Here is a 19,941-nt window from a genome sequence, read left to right on the forward strand (position 1 = left end):
CCTCAATATGGTAATAGATTCAGCTATTTAAGATAGGCACGAACCAGTTCAATAGTGTCGTCAACGGATTGGCTGACTTCGCGGCTGTAGCAGTCATTTCGGTCAAACGTTTCCCGGATATGGCTTTCAAGCACTTCTGCCATCAGCCCGTTAGCCGCGCCCCGAACGGCAGCGATCTGTTGGAGTATGGCACGGCATTCGGCATCATCCTCCAGCGACCGTTCCAGAGCATCAATTTGCCCCCGAATACGACGAACTCGAGTAAGGACCTTTTTCTTCTCTTCCGGAGTACTGGGCATTTCGCACCTCATCATCTGCACGCAATATACTATAGGGGGGTATGCTATATGTCAATGCATACCCCCCTATAGTATATAACGCCGGAGAATAATTGTTGTCCGACGTTTAAACAGGTGAACGGTCCCTCAAGACAGGTTGGGACCGTTTATCTGCTATTTTTATGCCGCATCCGCTAAAACAAACATCCCGTAAGGATGGATTTCGAGGTAATAGTGCTCACCAATATCGGGCTGTAAACGGGTGGCGTTGACTTGCAATAAAATCTCCTGACCATGCCATTCTACGGTCACTTCGTACTGCGGCCCCATGTAGGCGACATGGCGAATAACACAACGCTGACTCTCTTCGCCGTGATTGCTTAAGGTGATGGCTTCCGGGCGAACGCCGACGGTGCCGCTACCTTGCGCCGGGAAATGCGCCGCGCGCGGCAGGCGATAACCGTAGATATCGACATACTCTTCGCTAAAGTTCGCCGGGAACAGGTTGGCGTCGCCCATAAAACTTGCCATAAAGCGGGAGGCGGGCTGACGATAGAGATCCTGCGGTGAACCAATCTGCATGATGTGACCTTTATTCATCACCAACACGGTGTCGGACACCGCGAAAGCTTCACTTTGATCGTGAGTCACATAGAGCGAAGTGATGTTAAATTGCTTTTGCAGCTCGCGGATTTTATCGCGCATGCTGCGACGCAGGTTGGCATCGAGGTTACTTAACGGCTCATCAAACAGCAGCACTTTAGGCTTAAGGATCAACGCACGGGCCAGAGCCACACGCTGTTGCTGACCACCGGAAATCTGGTCGACATAGCGGTCTTCGAATCCTTCCAGATCCACCATTGCTAGCGCATCTTTCACCCGCTGCTTCACTTCACTACGCGACACGCCAAGCATTTTCAGCCCATAGCCAACGTTTTCGCCCAGCGACATATGTGGGAACAGAGCGTATGACTGAAACACCATGCAGATATCGCGTTGCTGAATGGAACGATGCGTGACATCTTCGCCATCTATAAAAATTTGCCCTTCGCTCGGTTTTTCCAGCCCGGCAACCAGACGCAGAATGGTGGTTTTGCCGCATCCGGAAGGACCGAGCAGCGTCACCATTTGCCCTTGTGGGATGGTGAGATTGATATTGTCGATAACCGTATTACTGCCGAATCGTTTAGTGACGTTGCGCAGTTCCACAAAATTTTTCTGACTCATAGTGCGCTCCATTACGCCTGGTTTTTGGCTTTAGAACGGGAAATACGTGCTTCACCGATCAGCCAGTCAAAGAGGAAAATAATCGCCAGCATCACCACGATCAGAATCGAACCGTAGGCGATGGCTACGCCATATTCGCCGTCTTCTACGCGGTTAAGGATGTAGGCGGTTGCCACGCGTGTGTCCGGCGTGACGAGAAAGACGATGGCGCTGACCGTCGTGATAGCCCGCACAAAGCTGTAAATCAGGGCCGAGAGAATAGCTGGGCGTAACAACGGCAGTAAAATGTGCGTAATGGTTCGCAGGGAACCCGCACGCAGGCTAAGTGAGGCTTCATCCAGCGATTTGTCGATCTGCCCCAGACCCGCAATCCCGGCGCGAATACCCACCGGAACGTTACGCATCACCATCGAGATAATCACAATTGCCGCCGTTCCGGTGAGATAAACCGGAGCGCTGTTAAAGGCGAGAATATACGAGACGCCCGCCACCGTACCCGGTACGGCAAAGCACAACATGGTGGTGAACTCGATGGTCTTTTTGCCTTTGAATTGTTGGCGCACCACCACCCAGGCGATGAGCAGGCCAAAGATAGCGGTAATGGGTGCGGCAATCCCGGCGTAGAGCAAGGTATCTAACAGTGAAGGCCACGCGCCGTCGCTCATCCCCTGACCAAATAACTTGATAAAGTTATCCAGCGTTAGGGTGTAGTCTACGCCCCAGTTCACGGTGAAGCTGCCGTAGAAAATGCTGCCATAGAGCAGGGCGTTAAAGACAATCCATATCGCAAGTATGGCGACCACGCTCCACACCAGGGTGACCGGTAGTGGCTGGACATCGCCGCGGTAGGACTTTCCGGAAACCGTGACGTAAGAGCGTTTACCAATCCACATATACTGGACGCAGAACACCAGTAGCGAGAACAGCAGCAGGAAAGCGCCAAGGGTGCTGGCGGCCTGATAATCCAGCTGCGAGCCGGTAATGTAGAAGTAAATTTGCGTCGCCAGTACGTCGAAGTTGCCGCCAAGTACCAGCGGGTTACTGAAATCAGCCAGTGACTGTACCACGACGATTAAAAAGGCATTGGCGAGCGCGGGCTTTAGCAACGGCACAAACACGCCGTTAAAGGTTTGCCAGCGGCTGGCACGCAGGGTGTAGGAGGCCTCTTCCAGCGAGGGATGAATGGTTTTAATGGCCCCATCAAGGATCATAAAAGCCATTGGCGTGAATGCCAGGACCTGTGCCAGCCAGATCCCGGTAAAACCATACAGCCAGTTGGTGTTGGTCAGCCCAAACCACTCCACCATAAATTCCGTTATGTAGCCGGAGCGCCCCATCATGAGCGTAACGCCTAAGCCGACCACAAACGGTGGCGTGACAATTGGCAGAATGGAAAAGATGCGGCCGATTACGGCGCTGCGTTTAGCGATGCGCGTGGTATATATCGCCAGCACCAGACCGAAGAAAGTACAGCCAATACCAACCGCTATCGATAAGACGATGGAGTTGACGATCACCTGAACAATATGTGCCTGCGAGAGCACATTCATAAACGCCAGTGGGGCGAACCCTCCCGCGTCGTTGGTGAACATCGGGATAAAAATGGCGATGCTCGGCCAGACGATAAAAATGCCAATCAGCGCCACAATCGCAATCAGCGAGCCGATCACAAAGCGGTCGCCACCCAGCCATTCGAGGCGGGTTAAGGCCAGCGTCATTATCGCGCTTAATTCGATAAACAGCACGATGGCGGCGTAGCCTAGACCGCGGCCAACGATGGTGGCACTGATGACCATAAACGCTAAACAAAGCAATGCCCAGCCGGCATCAAAATAATGACGGCTACGCTGCTCGCGTTTGGCCTCATTAAACGGGCGAACCAGCAGCAAACTCGGGAGTAAATACCACAGCCAGCTGATATTAAAATGCGACCAGCTGTACGCCTCGAGGATCTCATCACTCGTGGACTCCAGCAGACCATAATCGAGACTCCAGCTCGGCAACAGGATAAATGCCAGCCAGCCCAGCAAAACCCAAAGGAAAATCGCATCCCGCTTTTTCACGGGATGGAGTGCAAGTGTCTGTGACATAGCAGTTCCGGTATGGTTGGCCGGGGCAGGCGTTTGTGCTGCGCCCGGCAAATGCACGCAATGCGGGTTTATTTACCCATCTTCACTTCGCTGACCCATTTATTAATCAATGCCTTACGAACATCCGTGGAACCGTATTTATCCATGTCGTAGTTGATTAATTTCAGGTCGTCGAGCTTCAGCGAATTTGGCGACGTTTCGGCGGTGGTATTGGTCAGGATCTGATAAGACTTCCCTTTCTTCCACGCCAGTTCCTGAGCTTCTTTTGATAATACCCAGTCCACAAACAGTTTGGCGTTGTCGAGGTTGCGCGCGCCTTTCAGAATGCTGACGCCGCCAATTTCGTAGCCCGTACCTTCACACGGGGAAATCAACTCCAGTGGTGCGCCCTGTTCTTTTTCCAGCGAGTAGTCATGCAGGAAACCAATACCAATCGCCGTTTCGCCGCGGGCGGCGTTACGTGCCGGGGCAATGCCTGATTTGGTGTACTGGGAGACGTTGGTGTTAAGTTGTTTTAGATAATCAAAGGCCTGATCTTCCCCCCACAGCTGCGCAAAGGTAGCCAGCGCGGTGTAGGCGGTACCGGAACTTTGTGGATCGGCAATCTGAATTTCGCCTTTATATTCAGGTTTGGTGAGATCTTTCCAGCACTTCGGCACAGGCAGGTTTTTCTCTTTCAGACGCTCTGTGTTGACGCCAAACCCGAGGATCCCCACATAAACGGCGGAGGAAAGGTTTCCTTTCACTTTTGCCGGATCGCGGAATTTTTCCATGATCTGTTCAAGGTTAGGCGATTTATATGCCTGTAACAGACCCATCTCGCCGGCCTGCGACTGCGGGTCTAAGGTGCCGCCGTACCAGACGTCAGCCTGTGGGTTTTTCTTTTCAGCATCGACTTTTGCCAGGGTGCTACCGGAGCCGTTGCGGATAAACGAGGTTTTCACATCATATTTCTCGCCAAACGCTTTGGTTTCGGTCTCACACATTTCATTGGTGGCGCTGCAATAGACCACCAGTCGACCTTTCGCTTGTGCGGCACCCGTTAAGGTTGCCAGCGCAACGGCAGAAGCAATCAGAGTAGAGGTAAGGGGCATTTTCATTGTTTTATCCTTCGAGCGTGAGTGGTGGTGATGCCCGCCATCAGTAACGGCATCAGCAGTAAACCCATAAGTACTGCGGCGACCGAGAGTAAACTGAACATTCCTGACCAGCCGTAGCGTTCGATAACCAGCGACAACGGCCAGCCTGCCAGCGCCGCACCGAGATAGGCGAACAGACCGAGAAATCCGGTGATTGAACCCGCCGCAGCTTTGTGTCCACATTCCACTGCCGCAAGTCCAATCAGCATTTGCGGGCCAAAGACAAAAAAGCCCACAGTAAAAAAGCACACAGCCAGAAGGGCATAGTGATGAACCGGTGCCAACCAGAGTGCAGCGACCGACACCATCAACCCCAGGGTAAACAGCAAAATCATGGGGGCTCGCTGCCCGCTAAACAGCAAATCCGAACCCCATCCGGCAAATAACGCGCCGAGTAAGCCGCCCACTTCAAACAGCATTACCGTGGCGTTGGCGCTGAGTAGGTTGACGCCGTGGCTTTCCGTCAGCCATATATTGCCCCAGTCGTTTAACGCAATCCGGATCACATAAACCAGTACATAAGAGACACCCAGCAGCCAGATCATCGGATTTTGCAGCATTGTGGTGCGCAACATTTGCCACAGCCCCATCGGCGGACTTTGTTGTTCCTGACGTAATTCCAGCGGATCGTGACACCACTGACCCACCGTCGGTAATCCCTCTTCCTGGGGTGTGCCTTTAAGCTGTAGCGTTAACCAGATCCCTAATGCCATGCTGATAATCCCCGGTGTCAGCATCGCGGCCTGCCAGCCCCACCAGTGGGCGGCAAAGGCGCTAATCAGCGGAATAATCGCTCCGCCAATGTTGATCGACATATTCCAGCAGCCCCACCAGAAACCACGTTCATTACGGGAGTACCAATGGGTCAGTAAGCGGGCACACGGTGGCCACCCCCAGCCTTGAAAAAATCCGTTCAGTGTCCAGACCACAAGCAGAAGCGTAAGTGATTCGCCAAAGGCAAACACCATGTTCAATAGCCCAGTGGCGAACAAGCCGACGCCCATAAAACCGCGTTGTCCGTGGCTGTCATGCCACAGTCCGGCGGTAAATTTCGACAATCCGTAGCTGAGATAAAACAGCGAACCCAGCAGGCCAATGTCGCCTTTATCCAGTCCGAGGTCGGTTTGCAGCGCCGGAAGGACGTAATTCACGCTTTTTCGCGTCAGATAAAATGCGGCGTAGCCAATAATCATGCACATCAGCAATCGCGGACGTAATGTCCGGTAGCATTGATTAATCTCTCTCGCTGAACGCGCGTGCATGGTCGTCTCCATGTTGCTGACTATATGAAAATGAAAGTGAAAGAGGATGAGAGAAAATCCGGGATGCCTAAGACTTTTTCCTGGTTATCCGGCGATTTGTTGCAAAAATGTGGGCAGGTTAACAATTACCCGCGTACCGTTATGTTTTTCGAGCGTTAAGTCGCCGCCCAGGGCACTGACGCGTTCACGCATCCCCTGAATGCCAAATCCGGTCATTTTCCCGCTGGCGATTCCTATACCGTTGTCGCTGACCTCCAGGTGCAATATCTCTCCCTGCTGGCGCAGAATAATCGTCACTTCGCTGGCTTCGGCGTGTTTACAGACGTTATTGAGTAACTCCTGCAATAACCGATACAGTGTAAAGCGAACCGTTTCGTTTTCTGGCGTGGTGGTTAGTTGATAGGTAAACTGGCAATGAATGCCGCGTTCACTAAAGGCAAATTCATTAATCAGATGAAGTAATGCTTCGCGGAATGTCAGTTCATCAAGCGCGGGTGGCCGCAACTGGCGCAGCAACTGGCGGGTGGAGAGATGAATGCGGCGGGCGAGTTCGTTGATTTGGCTAGCTGCGGAATGAACTTGCGCCGGATCGCGTGCCCGCGTCACCAGTTGCGACTGGATCTGAATGGCGGTAATGTTCTGACCGATTTCGTCGTGCAGCTCGCGAGCCAGGCTTTTACGCGTGTCTTCCTCGGTGTGGATCAGCTTTTCAGCCAATGCCCGCCGTGCTGCCAGTTCTGCCTCCAGTCGCTGACGGTAATGATGTAGGTTTAGCGCCAGATGTTGCTGGCGACTGATGGCAATGCCCAGGCCAATTCCCAGCAATGCCTGGGTTGCGAGAAAAATCTCCAGTTCCACCAGGTTACTAAAGCCCACGCCAATCTGGCGGGCAATAGTGATCATCATGCTGCCCAAAAGCCCCGAGAGTACGCCACCTTGCCAGCCAAATTTCCAGGCCATGACCACATTGGGTAGAAATACCACGATCAGCAGCAGGCGTTCGATTTCAGGCGACAACACCATCTGGGTGCCGATACCAATAATAAAAAATAGGCTACACCAGATGATTAAAGAGGTTCGCAAGGGGGGATTATGCGTATCGAGTCTCAGAAGCTGATAGCGATGCTGCTGGCGCAGAAACTCAAAGATGAGATAGACAAACGGCGTCAACAATACGCCGCCGGTAAATGAGGTCAGACCGGGCAGCATTATTGGGCCTGACATAAAAGGGGTTAGCATGGCTGTATTCAGCAATGAAGCTGCTGTTACTGAGGCTAACAGCAACGTCAGACGCTGCCAGTAAAGTGGAAAACGGTGCCAGACGTTTTGTGCAAGGATGGCAGGAAGCAGGCTAATAACCGGCGTTGCCAGCATGAGATAGCCGTTCAACAGTTGCTCGCTGTGCAGCCAGAACATCATCAGCAAAGGGGGGTGCACCAACGCAGGCCAGTAACGGCGAGAGAGCAAAATAAGAAGAGCGAGGTAAACTCCGTGCGGCAGAAATAACACTGCCTGTTGACCGTTATTGGTCAGATAAAAGCTGAGCGTCCACAACATCAGCCAGCCGCTTCCCCAGGCCAGCACAATAAACAGCGAAATCACCCAATGACGAAGGTTACGCGACATTAATGCCCCGCCAGCAGATGGTGGTCGAGCGCAAAATGTACCAGTTCAATGGTGCTATGGCAGTTCAGTTTTCCCAGCACATTGGCGCGATGCACATGTACCGTTTTATGACTGAGTTCGAGTTTAAAGGCGATCTCTTTAACGCTGTCTCCTTTGACCAGTAAATCAAACACTTCACGTTCTCGTGGGGTGAGAATTTCCAGCGCCTGGGCAGGTTGCCCGCCGCCGCGTAAAGCCCGAATTGCATCGGCACAGAGATAATGCCCGCCCAGCCCGACCGAGCGCACCGCCTGTACTAACTCTTCCGGCCCACAGCGTTTGGTCAAATAGCCGCTGGCACCGGCATCCAGCGCGCTTTGCACAAAGGTGGGCGCGTCATAAATGCTAAGAATAATGGCGCGAAATTGCGGTTTTTGTGCACGCAGGCGCTTAAGCAGACTGAGGCCATTTTCGTCCGGCATGGCGATATCAATGACGGCAACATTAACGTCATTATGAGTTAATGCCGACCATGCCTGCGCGGCACAACTGTACTGACCAATGACCTCCAGATCGTCTTCCAGAGAGAGTAACTGTGCGAAGCCAGAGCGCACCACCACATGGTCATCCACCAGCACAACCCTAATCATACTTTTCTTCTCTTATTATCTCATTCTCCTATCATGCATCACGGCGCGTCGCTGGCAATCAACCAGCGACAGATATGGAATGGATGTAACAAAATGGCAATAATTTGCCGGAGAGCGAACATCTGATCTGGTTTGTGAATCGGCATGCTACATTCGCCCAAGCTGCAAAATGCGTAAACTCGCTAACCATTGCCAGTTTTTTTCTAAAAACGCTTTGTTCTTAACAAGACGTTTTAATTCCTTTATCAAACTGACCAGCAACGAAATACTGCTCCCATAACAAGACAGGGGAGCAGACAATCATGGCAATTTCATCGCGTAACACACTTCTTGCCGCACTGGCATTCATCGCTTTTCAGGCACAGGCGGTGAACGTCACTGTGGCCTATCAAACCTCCGCTGAACCGGCGAAAGTGGCTCAGGCTGATAACACCTTTGCTAAAGAGAGCGGGGCGACCGTGGACTGGCGTAAGTTTGACAGCGGGGCCAGCATCGTGCGGGCACTGGCTTCTGGCGATGTGCAAATCGGCAACCTCGGTTCCAGCCCATTAGCGGTTGCAGCCAGCCAACAGGTGCCGATTGAGGTCTTCTTGCTGGCGTCAAAACTGGGTAACTCCGAAGCGCTGGTGGTGAAGAAAACCATCAGCAAACCGGAAGATCTGATTGGCAAACGCATTGCCGTACCGTTTATCTCCACCACGCATTACAGCTTGCTGGCGGCGCTGAAACACTGGGGCATTAAACCCGGGCAAGTGGAGATTGTGAACCTGCAGCCGCCTGCGATTATCGCCGCCTGGCAGCGGGAAGACATTGATGGTGCTTATGTCTGGGCACCGGCGGTTAACGCCCTGGAAAAAGATGGCAAGGTGCTGACCGATTCTGAACAGGTCGGGCAGTGGGGCGCGCCGACACTGGACGTCTGGGTAGTGCGCAAATATTTTGCCGAGAAACATCCTGAAGTCGTGAAAGCGTTCGCTAAAAGCGCCATCGATGCTCAGCAACCGTACATTGCTAACCCAGACGCGTGGCTGAAACAGCCGGAAAACATCAGCAAGCTGGCGCGTTTAAGCGGCGTGCCGGAAGGTGACGTTCCGGGGCTGGTGAAGGGGAATACCTATCTGACACCGCAGCAACAAACGGCAGAACTGACCGGACCGGTGAACAAAGCGATCATCGACACCGCGCAGTTTTTGAAAGAGCAGGGCAAAGTCCCGGCTGTAGCGAATGATTACAGCCAGTACGTTACCTCGCGCTTCGTGCAATAAAAGGAGGCGCAGATGCTGCAAATCTCTCATCTCTATGCCGATTATGGCGGCAAACCGGCGCTGGAAGATATCAACCTGATGCTGGAAAGCGGCGAGCTACTGGTGGTGCTGGGGCCGTCCGGCTGCGGCAAAACCACCCTGCTGAATCTGATTGCCGGTTTTGTGCCTTATCAGCATGGCAGCATTCAACTGGCGGGTAAGGGCATTGAGGGACCGGGAGCAGAGCGTGGCGTAGTTTTTCAGAATGAAGGGCTGCTACCGTGGCGCAATGTACGGGACAACGTGGCATTCGGCCTGCAACTGGCAGGTGTTGAGAAAATGCAGCGACTAGAAATCGCGCACCAGATGCTGAAAAAAGTGGGGCTGGAAGGCGCAGAAAAACGCTACATCTGGCAGCTTTCCGGCGGTCAACGTCAGCGGGTAGGGATTGCCCGCGCGCTGGCGGCAAATCCCCAGCTGTTATTACTCGACGAACCGTTTGGTGCGCTGGACGCCTTCACCCGCGACCAGATGCAAACCCTGCTGCTGAAACTCTGGCAGGAGACGGGCAAGCAGGTGTTGTTGATTACCCATGATATAGAAGAAGCGGTGTTTATGGCGACTGAACTGGTTCTGCTTTCACCCGGCCCTGGCCGCGTGCTGGAGCGGCTGCCGCTCAACTTTGCTCGCCGCTTTGTTGCGGGAGAGTCGAGCCGCAGCATCAAGTCCGATCCACAATTCATCGCCATGCGCGAATATGTTTTAAGCCGCGTATTTGAGCAACGGGAGGCGTTCTCATGAGTGTGCTTATTAATGAAAAACTGCATTCGCGGCGGCTGAAATGGCGCTGGCCGCTCTCGCGTCAGGTCACTTTAAGCATTGGCACGTTAGCTGTTTTACTCACTGTATGGTGGGCGGTAGCGGCGCTGCACCTGATTAGCCCGCTGTTTTTGCCACCGCCGCAACAGGTACTGGCAAAACTGCTCACCATTGCCGGGCCGCAGGGATTTATGGACGCCACCCTGTGGCAGCATCTGGCCGCCAGCCTGACGCGCATTGTGCTGGCGTTAATTGCGGCGGTGTTGATCGGTATTCCGGTCGGGATCGCCATGGGGCTAAGTCCGACGGTGCGCGGCATTCTCGATCCGGTAATCGAGCTTTATCGTCCGGTGCCGCCGCTGGCTTATTTGCCGCTGATGGTGATCTGGTTTGGTATTGGTGAAACCTCGAAGATCTTACTGATCTATTTGGCGATTTTTGCACCGGTGGCGATGTCGGCGCTGGCGGGGGTGAAAAGCGCGCAGCAGGTTCGCATTCGTGCCGCCCAGTCGCTGGGTGCCAGCCGTGCGCAGGTGCTGTGGTTTGTTATTTTACCCGGCGCGCTGCCGGAAATCCTCACCGGATTACGCATTGGTCTGGGTGTGGGCTGGTCTACGCTGGTAGCGGCGGAGCTGATTGCTGCAACGCGCGGTTTAGGATTTATGGTTCAGTCAGCGGGTGAGTTTCTCGCGACTGACGTGGTGCTGGCGGGGATCGCGGTGATTGCGATTATCGCCTTTCTTTTAGAGCTGGGTCTGCGCGCGTTACAGCGCCGCCTGACGCCCTGGCATGGAGAAGTACAATGAGTGAACGTCTGAGCATTACCCCGCTGGGGCCGTATATCGGTGCACAAATTTCGGGTGTCGACCTGACGCGCCCGTTAAGTGATAACCAGTTTGAACAGCTTTACCATGCGGTACTGCGCCATCAGGTGGTATTTGTGCGTGAACAAGCCATTACACCGCAGCAGCAACGCGCGCTGGCCCAGCGTTTTGGCGAACTGCATATTCATCCTGTTTACCCTCATGCCGAAGGGGTTGAGGAGATCATCGTACTGGATACTCATAACGATAATCCGCCGGATAACGATAACTGGCACACCGATGTGACATTTATTGAAACGCCACCCGCAGGGGCGATTCTGGCGGCGAAAGAGTTACCCTCGACTGGCGGCGATACGCTCTGGACCAGCGGCATTGCGGCCTATGAGGCGCTCTCTGTTCCCTTCCGCCAGCTGTTGAGCGGGCTGCGTGCGGAGCATGATTTCCGTAAATCGTTCCCGGAATACAAATACCGCAAAACGGAGGAGGAGCATCAACGCTGGCGCGAGGCGGTCGCGAAAAATCCGCCGTTGCTCCATCCGGTGGTGCGAACGCATCCGGTGAGCGGTAAACAGGCGCTGTTTGTGAATGAAGGCTTTACTACGCGAATTGTTGATGTCAGCGAGAAAGAGAGCGAAGCCTTGTTAGGTTTTTTGTTTGCCCATATCACCAAACCGGAGTTTCAGGTACGTTGGCGCTGGCAGCCAAATGATATCGCGATTTGGGATAACCGCGTGACTCAGCACTATGCCAATGCGGATTACCTGCCACAGCGGCGGATTATGCATCGGGCGACGATTCTTGGGGATATTCCGTTTTATCGGGCGGGGTGAGGGGGAAATGCCGGGTTGGATAACCCGGCATAATGATCATTAACGCAGAATCTTCTTCTCAGCCAAATCCAGCGCAAAGTAGCTGAAAATCAGATCCGCACCCGCACGCTTAATTGAACCTAAGCTTTCGAGCACGACTTTCTCTTCATCTATAGCACCCGCCAGCGCGGCGAACTTAATCATCGCGTACTCACCGCTCACCTGATACGCACCAATCGGCAATTCAGTACGCTCACGCAGCTCACGCACGATGTCGAGGTACGCTCCGGCTGGTTTAACCATCAGGCAGTCTGCGCCCTGGGCTTCATCCAGCAGTGACTCACGAATCGCCTCGCGACGGTTCATTGGGTTCATCTGATAACTTTTGCGATCGCCTTTTAATGCACTTCCCGCCGCTTCACGGAACGGACCATAAAAGGAAGAGGCGAACTTGGTCGAATACGACATGATCGCCGTATCTTTAAAGCCCGCAGCGTCCAGCGCCTGACGAATCGCTTGTACCTGGCCATCCATTGCGGCGGAAGGGGCGATGAAGTCTGCACCTGCAGCAGCTGCAACCACGGCCTGCTTGCCTAAATTTTCCAGGGTCGCGTCGTTGTCGACGCCATGCTCGCACAGCACACCGCAGTGACCGTGAGATGTGTATTCACAGAAGCAGGTGTCTGACATAACGATCATTTCTGGCACGGTCTGCTTGCAGATGCGCGACATACGCGCCACCAGTCCATCTTCCCGCCAGGCATCGCTGCCGGTTTCATCGGTATGGTGAGAGATGCCGAAAGTCATCACTGAACGAATACCGGCGTTGGCGATGCGTTCAATTTCGCGTGCCAGATGTTTCTCTGGAATGCGCATCACGCCTGGCATGGCTTCAACGGCTTTGTAGTCGTCAATTTCTTCTTCAACAAAGATCGGCAACACCAGGTCGTTAAGGCTAAGTGTTGTCTCTTCAAACATAGCGCGCAGCGCAGGAGATTTGCGCAGGCGACGAGGGCGTTGGATTAAATCTGTCATGGTCTGCCTGATGTTTGTGGAATCGAGGGGCATAGTATACCTGAAGCAGGGTGGGGATGTTTTACGAAAGTTGTCGCGATGTTGACAAGAAGAGAATGAATGAGAGGTCAGGACATCTTTGTAATAGAAATAGCAATAAATTTATATTCATTGAAAATATTTTTAATTTTTATTTATAGCTATAGATTATTGTTTTTGGGGATTTGGTGACGTTTTCAAAAAGTGAATAGCGTAAAGTTCATTGCTTATTGATACATTATTTGTCTGGTTTGGTTGTTTTATATTTTTATGGTCTATGTTTTAAAATTGGCGCTTTCATTAACCTATTGAAATAATGTATTTTTGTTATTTGTTTCTTTATGTGTGTTCACGTGCTTTATATATGTCCGCAATCGGACTTAGGGGAAAGAATAATTGAACCATTCCTCTATAACGCCGCATAATCGTAAACGCGAAACATAATATGTTTTCTATGCATTGATAATTGATGGATCAACTTATTACGTCCCTGAGGAGGGATGACAAATGCACTCCTGGAAAAAGAAACTTGTAGTATCACAATTAGCATTGGCTTGCACTCTGGCTATCACCTCTCAGGCTAATGCAGCAAACTATGATACCTGGGGGTATCATGACAACACCACGACCGATTTAGTTTGGCCGTATGACACTGACAATGATGGAATTGCCGATGTTGGCGGTATGGACCCGATGGGTTCAGATGGTAACTACGTAACTTACAATGGTTTTGTTTACTATAACAATGCCAATGGTGATTTCGATACCGTCTTTAAAGGCGATACCGTTAACGGTACCATTTCTACTTATTACTTGAATCATGATTACGCTAGCGGTTCTGTTAACCAGGTAGATATCAGCAATTCAGTAATTCATGGGGCAATCACCTCTGAACTGCCATTTGGTTATTACAGCATTACGCCTGAAAAAGTTAATGAGAAAGGTGAAGTTACATCACCACAGATTTATAACGGCTACACTTTCCATAATGGAACCACTACTGACCTTGACTACAATTGGTACGATGGTGATGTATTCACTCTGAACGTATCCAATTCCACCATTGATGATGACTATGAAGCGCTTTACTTCACTGACACATATCTTGATGGTGATAAATCTAAGTCAACCAATGAAACGTTCTATACCGCTCTGGGTGTTGCAGTAAATCTTGATGTTGAAAGCAATATCAATATTACCAACAACTCCCGTGTTGCTGGTATTGCGCTGTCTGAAGGCAATACAAGCAACACAACTTATACTAGCGAATATCATCAGTGGGACAACAACATTAATGTGTCTAACTCCACTGTAACTTCAGGATCACAGACTCCGCTGGAAGAAAGCAATGGCTTTTTTGGTAAATCTGATGAACCAAGTGATTACGCTGGTGATGGTGGTCAGAATGACGTAGCACTGTCATTCACTGACAATGCTAGCTCAAATTATTCCATGAAAAACAATGTAAACTTTGACCATTCAACTCTGTTGGGTGATGTCGAATTTACAAGTCACTGGAATAACGATGGCGTATTCTTCTATTCCACCGGTCATGACAGCAACGGCGACGGCGTCCTTGATACCAACGGCGGTTGGGTAGATGACGCTCAGAACGTTGACGAACTGAACATTACTCTGAATAACGGTAGTAAGTGGGTTGGTTCAGCAAACATGAGTGCTGAAGTAATTGCTCCGGCAGATATGTATGACGTTGCGCCGAACAGCCTGACCCCTGGTGCCACCATCGAAGCTAATGATTGGGGCCGTATTATTGACAACAAAGTATTCCAGAGCGGCGTATTTAACGTAGCACTGAACAATAGTTCAGAATGGAATACCGTTAATAGTTCAGTAATTGATACATTAGCTGTAAATAATGGCTCTCAGGTAAATGTTACTGATTCCTCTCTGGTATCAGATACCATTGGTTTAACCAACGGTTCTTCACTGAATATTGGTGCAAATGGCGTGGTTGCTACAGACCACCTGACTGTTGATAGCTACAGTACCGTTAATTTAACCGAATCTACTGGTTGGAATAATTATTCTAATCTGTATACCAATACTATCACCGTAACTAACGGTGGTGTGCTGGATGTGAATGTTGATCAGTTCGATACTGAAGCTTTCCGTACAGATAAACTGGAACTGACTAGCGGCAACATCGCTGACCACAACGGCAACGTAGTTGCTGGTGTGTTCGACATCAACAGCAGCGATTATGTTCTGAACGCTGATCTTGTGAACGACCGTACCTGGGATACTACCAAGTCTAACTACGGTTACGGTATTGTTGCTATGAACTCTGATGGTCACCTGACTATCAACGGTAACGGCGATGTAGACAATGGTACTGAACTGGATAACAGCTCTGTAGACAACGTTGTTGCTGCAACCGGTAACTATAAAGTTCGTATCGACAACGCAACAGGCGCTGGCGCTATCGCTGATTACAAAGATAAAGAAATTATCTATGTAAACGACGTTAATACCAACGCGACCTTCTCTGCTGCTAACAAAGCTGACCTGGGTGCATACACCTATCAGGCTGAGCAGCGCGGTAACACCGTTGTTCTGCAACAGATGGAGCTGACCGACTACGCTAACATGGCGCTGAGCATCCCGTCTGCAAACACCAATATCTGGAACCTGGAACAAGACACCGTTGGTACTCGTCTGACCAACTCTCGTCATGGTCTGGCTGATAACGGCGGCGCATGGGTAAGCTACTTCGGTGGTAACTTCAACGGCGACAACGGCACCATCAACTATGATCAGGATGTTAACGGCATCATGGTCGGTGTTGATACCAAAATTGACGGTAACAACGCTAAGTGGATCGTCGGTGCGGCTGCAGGCTTCGCTAAAGGTGATATGAATGACCGTTCTGGTCAGGTGGATCAAGACAGCCAGACTGCCTACATCTACTCTTCTGCTCACTTCGCGAACAACGTCTTTGTTGATGGTAGCTTGAGCTACTCTCACTTCAACAACGACCTGTCTGCAACCATGAGCAACGGTACTTACGTTGACGGTAGCACCAACTCTGACGCTTGGGGCTTCGGTTTGAAAGCCGGTTACGACTTCAAACTGGGTGATGCTGGTTACGTGACTCCTTACGGCAGCATTTCTGGTCTGTTCCAGTCTGGTGATGACTACCAGCTGAGTAACGACATGAAAGTTGACGGTCAGTCTTACGACAGCATGCGTTATGAACTGGGTGTAGATGCAGGTTATACCTTCACCTACAGCGAAGACCAGGCTCTGACTCCGTACTTCAAACTGGCTTACGTCTACGACGACTCTAACAACGATAACGATGTGAACGGTGATTCCATCGATAACGGTACTGAAGGGTCTGCGGTACGTGTTGGTCTGGGTACTCAGTTCAGCTTCACCAAGAACTTCAGCGCCTATACCGATGCTAACTACCTCGGTGGTGGTGACGTAGATCAAGACTGGTCCGCGAATGTGGGTGTTAAATATACCTGGTAATATTCTTCACTCCGAAGAAATAGGTAATTTAATCTAAATAATGCCCGTCAAGGATTTGACGGGCATTACTGCAAAGGACGCGCAAATGTTATCTGTAGTTAAACCTCTTCAGGAATTTGGTAAGCTCGATAAATGTTTGTCCAGATACGGCACGCGCTTCGAGTTTAATAATGAAAAGCAAGTTATATTTTCAAGTGATGTCAATAGCGAAGATACTTTCGTTATTTTAGAAGGCATTATATCTCTGCGTAGAGAAGAAAACGTACTTATCGGTATTACCCTGGCACCTTTTATTATGGGGCTGGCTGATGGATTGATGAAAAACGATATACCATACAAATTAATATCAGAAGGAAATTGTACGGGATATCATCTGCCAGCCAAACAAACCATTACGCTTATTGAACAAAATCAACTCTGGCGAGACGCTTTTTACTGGTTAGCCTGGCAAAATAGAATTCTGGAATTACGCGATGTGCAGCTCATTGGACATAATTCCTACGAACAAATCCGCGCCACGTTATTATCAATGATTGACTGGAATGAAGAATTGCGCTCACGTATTGGCGTGATGAATTATATCCATCAACGTACACGCATATCGCGTTCTGTCGTCGCAGAAGTTCTCGCTGCTTTACGTAAAGGCGGCTATATCGAAATGAATAAAGGCAAACTGGTCGCTATCAACCGTTTGCCTTCAGAGTATTAATCAGGACGCGGGGATGACCAACGGTTTATTCCCGCTCAGTTCGGTCACCAGGTCATTGATGCCATCGCTCATATTTTTAAAGCGCGTCAATGGCGAACGAGTGACCACCACAAATGCGCCAATATTCTTCTGCGGGATCATCGCCATATAGGTAATGAAACCGCCACCACCACCTGTCTTCTGAATAATCCCTGGACGACCCTCTTTCGGGGCCATATATACCCAGCCTAAACCAAGCGCATCCGCTTTGCCGGGGACATCCATGCCAATCACTTTTGTAAACTGCGCTCGCTGATAAATCAACGTCTGCATGCGATCTGCCTGGTTACTGCGCTGATAAAAATCAGATGACAAATACTGCTGCATCCAGCGCATCATATCGCCAAGCGTGGAATAGACGCCGCCGCTGCCAATTGCCGCCAGCGTGTTATTGCACGGACTGGCACCGCGCTCTGCAACCATTAAACGGCGGCACTGATCCGGCGATGGAGTGTAGGTGGTGTCTTTCATCCCCAATGGACGGGTAATCTGCTCTTCAAACAACTGGGTATAAGGCTTGCCGGAAGCATTCGCCAGTGCATCTGCCAGCAGGTCGAACGCAAGGTTAGAGTATGCCGCCTGACTGCCTGGCGCGGCTTTCAGCTTCGCCGTAGAAAGGTATTTCCAGCGTTGCTCGCGCGTTGGCCAGACAAACACTGGACGATGTGCCGCGCCTCCCGGCTGTTCACGTGGCAAGGCACTGGTATGGGTTGCCAGATTCACCAGGGTAATAGGCGTGCCATTGTAAGTCGGCACACGTGCGCCTGGTGGAGCATATTTACTTAGCGGATCGTTTAACTTCACGGTCCCCTGGTCGAGCAATTTCACCAGCAACTCACTGGTCATTAGCTTGGTGAGCGAAGCAATACGCACGACCGAATCCAGCTGCGGGCGAACGTTATTACCCGGGCGCGTTTCGCCATAACTGCGAAAGACGCGCTGGTTACCGTCGATAACAACCAGCGCCATCCCCGTGGCACCACTGCCATAAAAAATATGATCGGCATAACGATCGACAATATCAGAGGCGAACTCCGGTTCAGTGATCGGCTGCGCCGCATGGACGGGGGTCAATAACGCCGCACAAAGCACGGCAGAAAAAAGCAGACTACGTTTCAACGGTGGTGTCCATAGATTGAATGAAGGTAACTGAGCGTATTTATACTACTCATTGATGGATTGCAAAGGGCGAATTAGTGCAATAATAGTGTTAAAAACGTAACGGCGCGTAAACACGATCTTTTTCCTGCTCACCAATGCCTGCATTTGTGATCCTGCGCGTGTTAATCCGCTAATGTAAACAATCTTAGGTTTGTGAAATCCGTCGAAACAATTCTTATGGTTAGGCTGGCGAACTATGCGCCTTGCTATGGGTCACAATGGGCGGTTTCATCTGGCTGATTCTTTGTAGCGGTCATGCGGTTAATACACAGCGGTTGTTAAAACGATAAGAAGTTAGCAGGAGTGCATATGTTTAAGTCTTTTTTCCCAAAGCCGGGAACGTTTTTTCTCTCGGCCTTTGTTTGGGCATTGATTGCCGTTATCTTCTGGCAAGCCGGTGGGGGGGATTGGGTGGCGCGCATCACCGGCGCTTCCGGGCAGATCCCAATTAGCGCCGCGCGTTTCTGGTCGTTAGATTTCCTGATTTTTTACGCTTACTACATTGTTTGCGTAGGGCTTTTTGCACTGTTCTGGTTTATTTATAGCCCGCATCGTTGGCAATACTGGTCAATACTCGGTACTGCGTTGATTATCTTCGTCACCTGGTTTTTGGTGGAAGTTGGAGTTGCCGTCAACGCCTGGTATGCGCCGTTTTATGATCTGATTCAAACTGCGCTAAGTTCGCCGCATAAAGTCACTATCGAACAATTTTACCGCGAAGTGGGCGTCTTTCTGGGGATTGCGCTGATCGCGGTGGTGATCAGTGTGCTGAACAACTTCTTTGTCAGTCACTACGTGTTCCGCTGGCGTACGGCGATGAACGAATATTACATGGCGAACTGGCAACAACTGCGTCATATCGAAGGTGCCGCCCAGCGTGTGCAGGAAGACACCATGCGTTTTGCTTCAACGCTTGAGAATATGGGCGTCAGTTTTATCAACGCTATTATGACGTTGATCGCCTTCCTGCCGGTACTGGTAACGCTCTCTGCGCATGTGCCAGAGCTGCCGATTGTCGGGCATATTCCGTATGGTCTGGTGATTGCTGCTATCGTATGGTCGTTGATGGGGACCGGATTGCTGGCAGTGGTAGGGATCAAACTGCCGGGACTGGAGTTTAAAAATCAGCGTGTAGAGGCTGCCTACCGTAAAGAGTTGGTTTATGGTGAAGACGATGCATCGCGCGCGACGCCGCCTACGGTACGCGAGCTGTTTAGCGCCGTGCGGAAAAACTATTTCCGCCTCTATTTTCACTATATGTATTTCAACATCGCCCGCATTCTCTATTTGCAGGTCGATAACGTTTTCGGTTTGTTCTTGCTGTTTCCGTCGATTGTTGCCGGTACGATTACGCTCGGCCTGATGACGCAGATTACCAACGTTTTTGGTCAGGTTCGCGGTGCTTTTCAGTACCTGATTAACTCATGGACCACGCTGGTTGAGTTGATGTCTATCTACAAACGTCTGCGCAGCTTTGAACATGAGCTGGATGGTGACAAAATTCAGGAAGTAACCCATACCTTGAGTTAAAAAGGAG

16 protein-coding genes are annotated in these 19,941 nt (G+C 50.9%); 7 read left to right on the forward strand and 9 right to left on the reverse strand.

Features of this window, described 5'->3' with window-relative positions:
* Positions 1 to 23 precede the first annotated feature (23 nt).
* The 7 genes from frmR to QUF14_RS02140 all read right to left on the reverse strand — a co-directional run bounded on the left by frmR (position 24) and on the right by QUF14_RS02140 (position 8,251).
* On the reverse strand, positions 24 to 299 hold the full coding sequence (frmR, locus tag QUF14_RS02110) for a formaldehyde-responsive transcriptional repressor FrmR (RefSeq protein WP_100733717.1): 276 nt from the start codon (positions 297 to 299) through the stop codon (positions 24 to 26).
* Positions 300 to 458: 159 nt separating this feature from the next.
* On the reverse strand, positions 459 to 1,505 hold the full coding sequence (gene fbpC / locus QUF14_RS02115; RefSeq protein WP_000078830.1) for a ferric ABC transporter ATP-binding protein: 1,047 nt from the start codon (positions 1,503 to 1,505) through the stop codon (positions 459 to 461).
* 11 nt (positions 1,506 to 1,516) lie between these two features.
* The gene (locus tag QUF14_RS02120; protein ID WP_000084160.1) at positions 1,517 to 3,595 is read right to left on the reverse strand and encodes an ABC transporter permease; all 2,079 of its coding nucleotides are present in this window, start codon (positions 3,593 to 3,595) and stop codon (positions 1,517 to 1,519) included.
* Positions 3,596 to 3,663: 68 nt separating this feature from the next.
* Positions 3,664 to 4,695, reverse strand: coding sequence for an ABC transporter substrate-binding protein (locus tag QUF14_RS02125; RefSeq protein ID WP_000783756.1), 1,032 nt, complete (start codon positions 4,693 to 4,695; stop codon positions 3,664 to 3,666).
* The gene (gene uhpC / locus QUF14_RS02130; RefSeq protein ID WP_100733718.1) at positions 4,692 to 6,008 is read right to left on the reverse strand and encodes an MFS transporter family glucose-6-phosphate receptor UhpC; all 1,317 of its coding nucleotides are present in this window, start codon (positions 6,006 to 6,008) and stop codon (positions 4,692 to 4,694) included. The genes QUF14_RS02125 and uhpC overlap by 4 nt, the downstream gene beginning before the upstream one ends.
* Positions 6,009 to 6,080: 72 nt before the next feature.
* Positions 6,081 to 7,622, reverse strand: coding sequence for an MASE1 domain-containing sensor histidine kinase (locus QUF14_RS02135; RefSeq protein ID WP_052953566.1), 1,542 nt, complete (start codon positions 7,620 to 7,622; stop codon positions 6,081 to 6,083).
* Entirely contained in the window at positions 7,622 to 8,251 is a 630-nt protein-coding gene (locus QUF14_RS02140) for a response regulator transcription factor (RefSeq protein ID WP_000621909.1), read from the reverse strand. Before QUF14_RS02140 ends, QUF14_RS02135 begins: the two co-directional genes overlap by 1 nt.
* A 302-nt stretch (positions 8,252 to 8,553) precedes the next feature.
* Between QUF14_RS02140 and tauA the strand changes: the two genes are divergently transcribed.
* The 4 genes from tauA to tauD are packed head-to-tail and all read left to right on the forward strand — an operon-like array spanning position 8,554 to position 11,968.
* Positions 8,554 to 9,516 carry a taurine ABC transporter substrate-binding protein gene (gene tauA / locus QUF14_RS02145; RefSeq protein WP_001018413.1) on the forward strand — a complete coding sequence of 321 codons (963 nt, stop codon included), beginning with the start codon at positions 8,554 to 8,556 and terminating at the stop codon, positions 9,514 to 9,516.
* 12 nt (positions 9,517 to 9,528) lie between these two features.
* Entirely contained in the window at positions 9,529 to 10,296 is a 768-nt protein-coding gene (gene tauB / locus QUF14_RS02150; protein WP_000939337.1) for a taurine ABC transporter ATP-binding subunit, read from the forward strand.
* Complete coding sequence (tauC, locus tag QUF14_RS02155) at positions 10,293 to 11,120, forward strand: taurine ABC transporter permease TauC (protein ID WP_000114591.1); 828 nt, start codon at positions 10,293 to 10,295, stop codon at positions 11,118 to 11,120. The genes tauB and tauC overlap by 4 nt, the downstream gene beginning before the upstream one ends.
* A complete protein-coding gene (tauD, locus tag QUF14_RS02160; RefSeq protein ID WP_000004061.1) occupies positions 11,117 to 11,968 on the forward strand; it encodes a taurine dioxygenase in 852 nt (283 codons plus the stop codon). The genes tauC and tauD overlap by 4 nt, the downstream gene beginning before the upstream one ends.
* Positions 11,969 to 12,007: 39 nt before the next feature.
* Here the strand turns inward: tauD and hemB are convergent, their stop codons facing one another.
* Entirely contained in the window at positions 12,008 to 12,982 is a 975-nt protein-coding gene (hemB, locus tag QUF14_RS02165; protein WP_001295337.1) for a porphobilinogen synthase, read from the reverse strand.
* A 525-nt stretch (positions 12,983 to 13,507) separates the two neighbouring features.
* Between hemB and QUF14_RS02170 the strand changes: the two genes are divergently transcribed.
* Both QUF14_RS02170 and iprA read left to right on the forward strand, forming a co-directional pair.
* The gene (locus QUF14_RS02170; RefSeq protein WP_000556429.1) at positions 13,508 to 16,495 is read left to right on the forward strand and encodes an autotransporter outer membrane beta-barrel domain-containing protein; all 2,988 of its coding nucleotides are present in this window, start codon (positions 13,508 to 13,510) and stop codon (positions 16,493 to 16,495) included.
* Between the two features lie 85 nt (positions 16,496 to 16,580).
* The gene (gene iprA / locus QUF14_RS02175; RefSeq protein ID WP_024211937.1) at positions 16,581 to 17,204 is read left to right on the forward strand and encodes a hydrogen peroxide resistance inhibitor IprA; all 624 of its coding nucleotides are present in this window, start codon (positions 16,581 to 16,583) and stop codon (positions 17,202 to 17,204) included.
* Here iprA and ampH read toward each other — a convergent pair whose 3' ends face one another.
* A complete protein-coding gene (gene ampH, locus QUF14_RS02180; RefSeq protein ID WP_286333291.1) occupies positions 17,205 to 18,362 on the reverse strand; it encodes a D-alanyl-D-alanine-carboxypeptidase/endopeptidase AmpH in 1,158 nt (385 codons plus the stop codon). It abuts the gene before it with no gap.
* Between the two features lie 351 nt (positions 18,363 to 18,713).
* On the opposite strand from ampH, the gene sbmA reads away from it, so the two are divergent.
* Positions 18,714 to 19,934, forward strand: a complete 1,221-nt coding sequence (gene sbmA, locus QUF14_RS02185; RefSeq protein ID WP_001353414.1) for a peptide antibiotic transporter SbmA — start codon at positions 18,714 to 18,716, stop codon at positions 19,932 to 19,934.
* The last annotated feature ends 7 nt before the right edge of the window (positions 19,935 to 19,941 follow it).

Source organism: Escherichia sp. HH091_1A, from assembly GCF_030295175.1.
Lineage (GTDB): Bacteria > Pseudomonadota > Gammaproteobacteria > Enterobacterales > Enterobacteriaceae > Escherichia > Escherichia coli_F.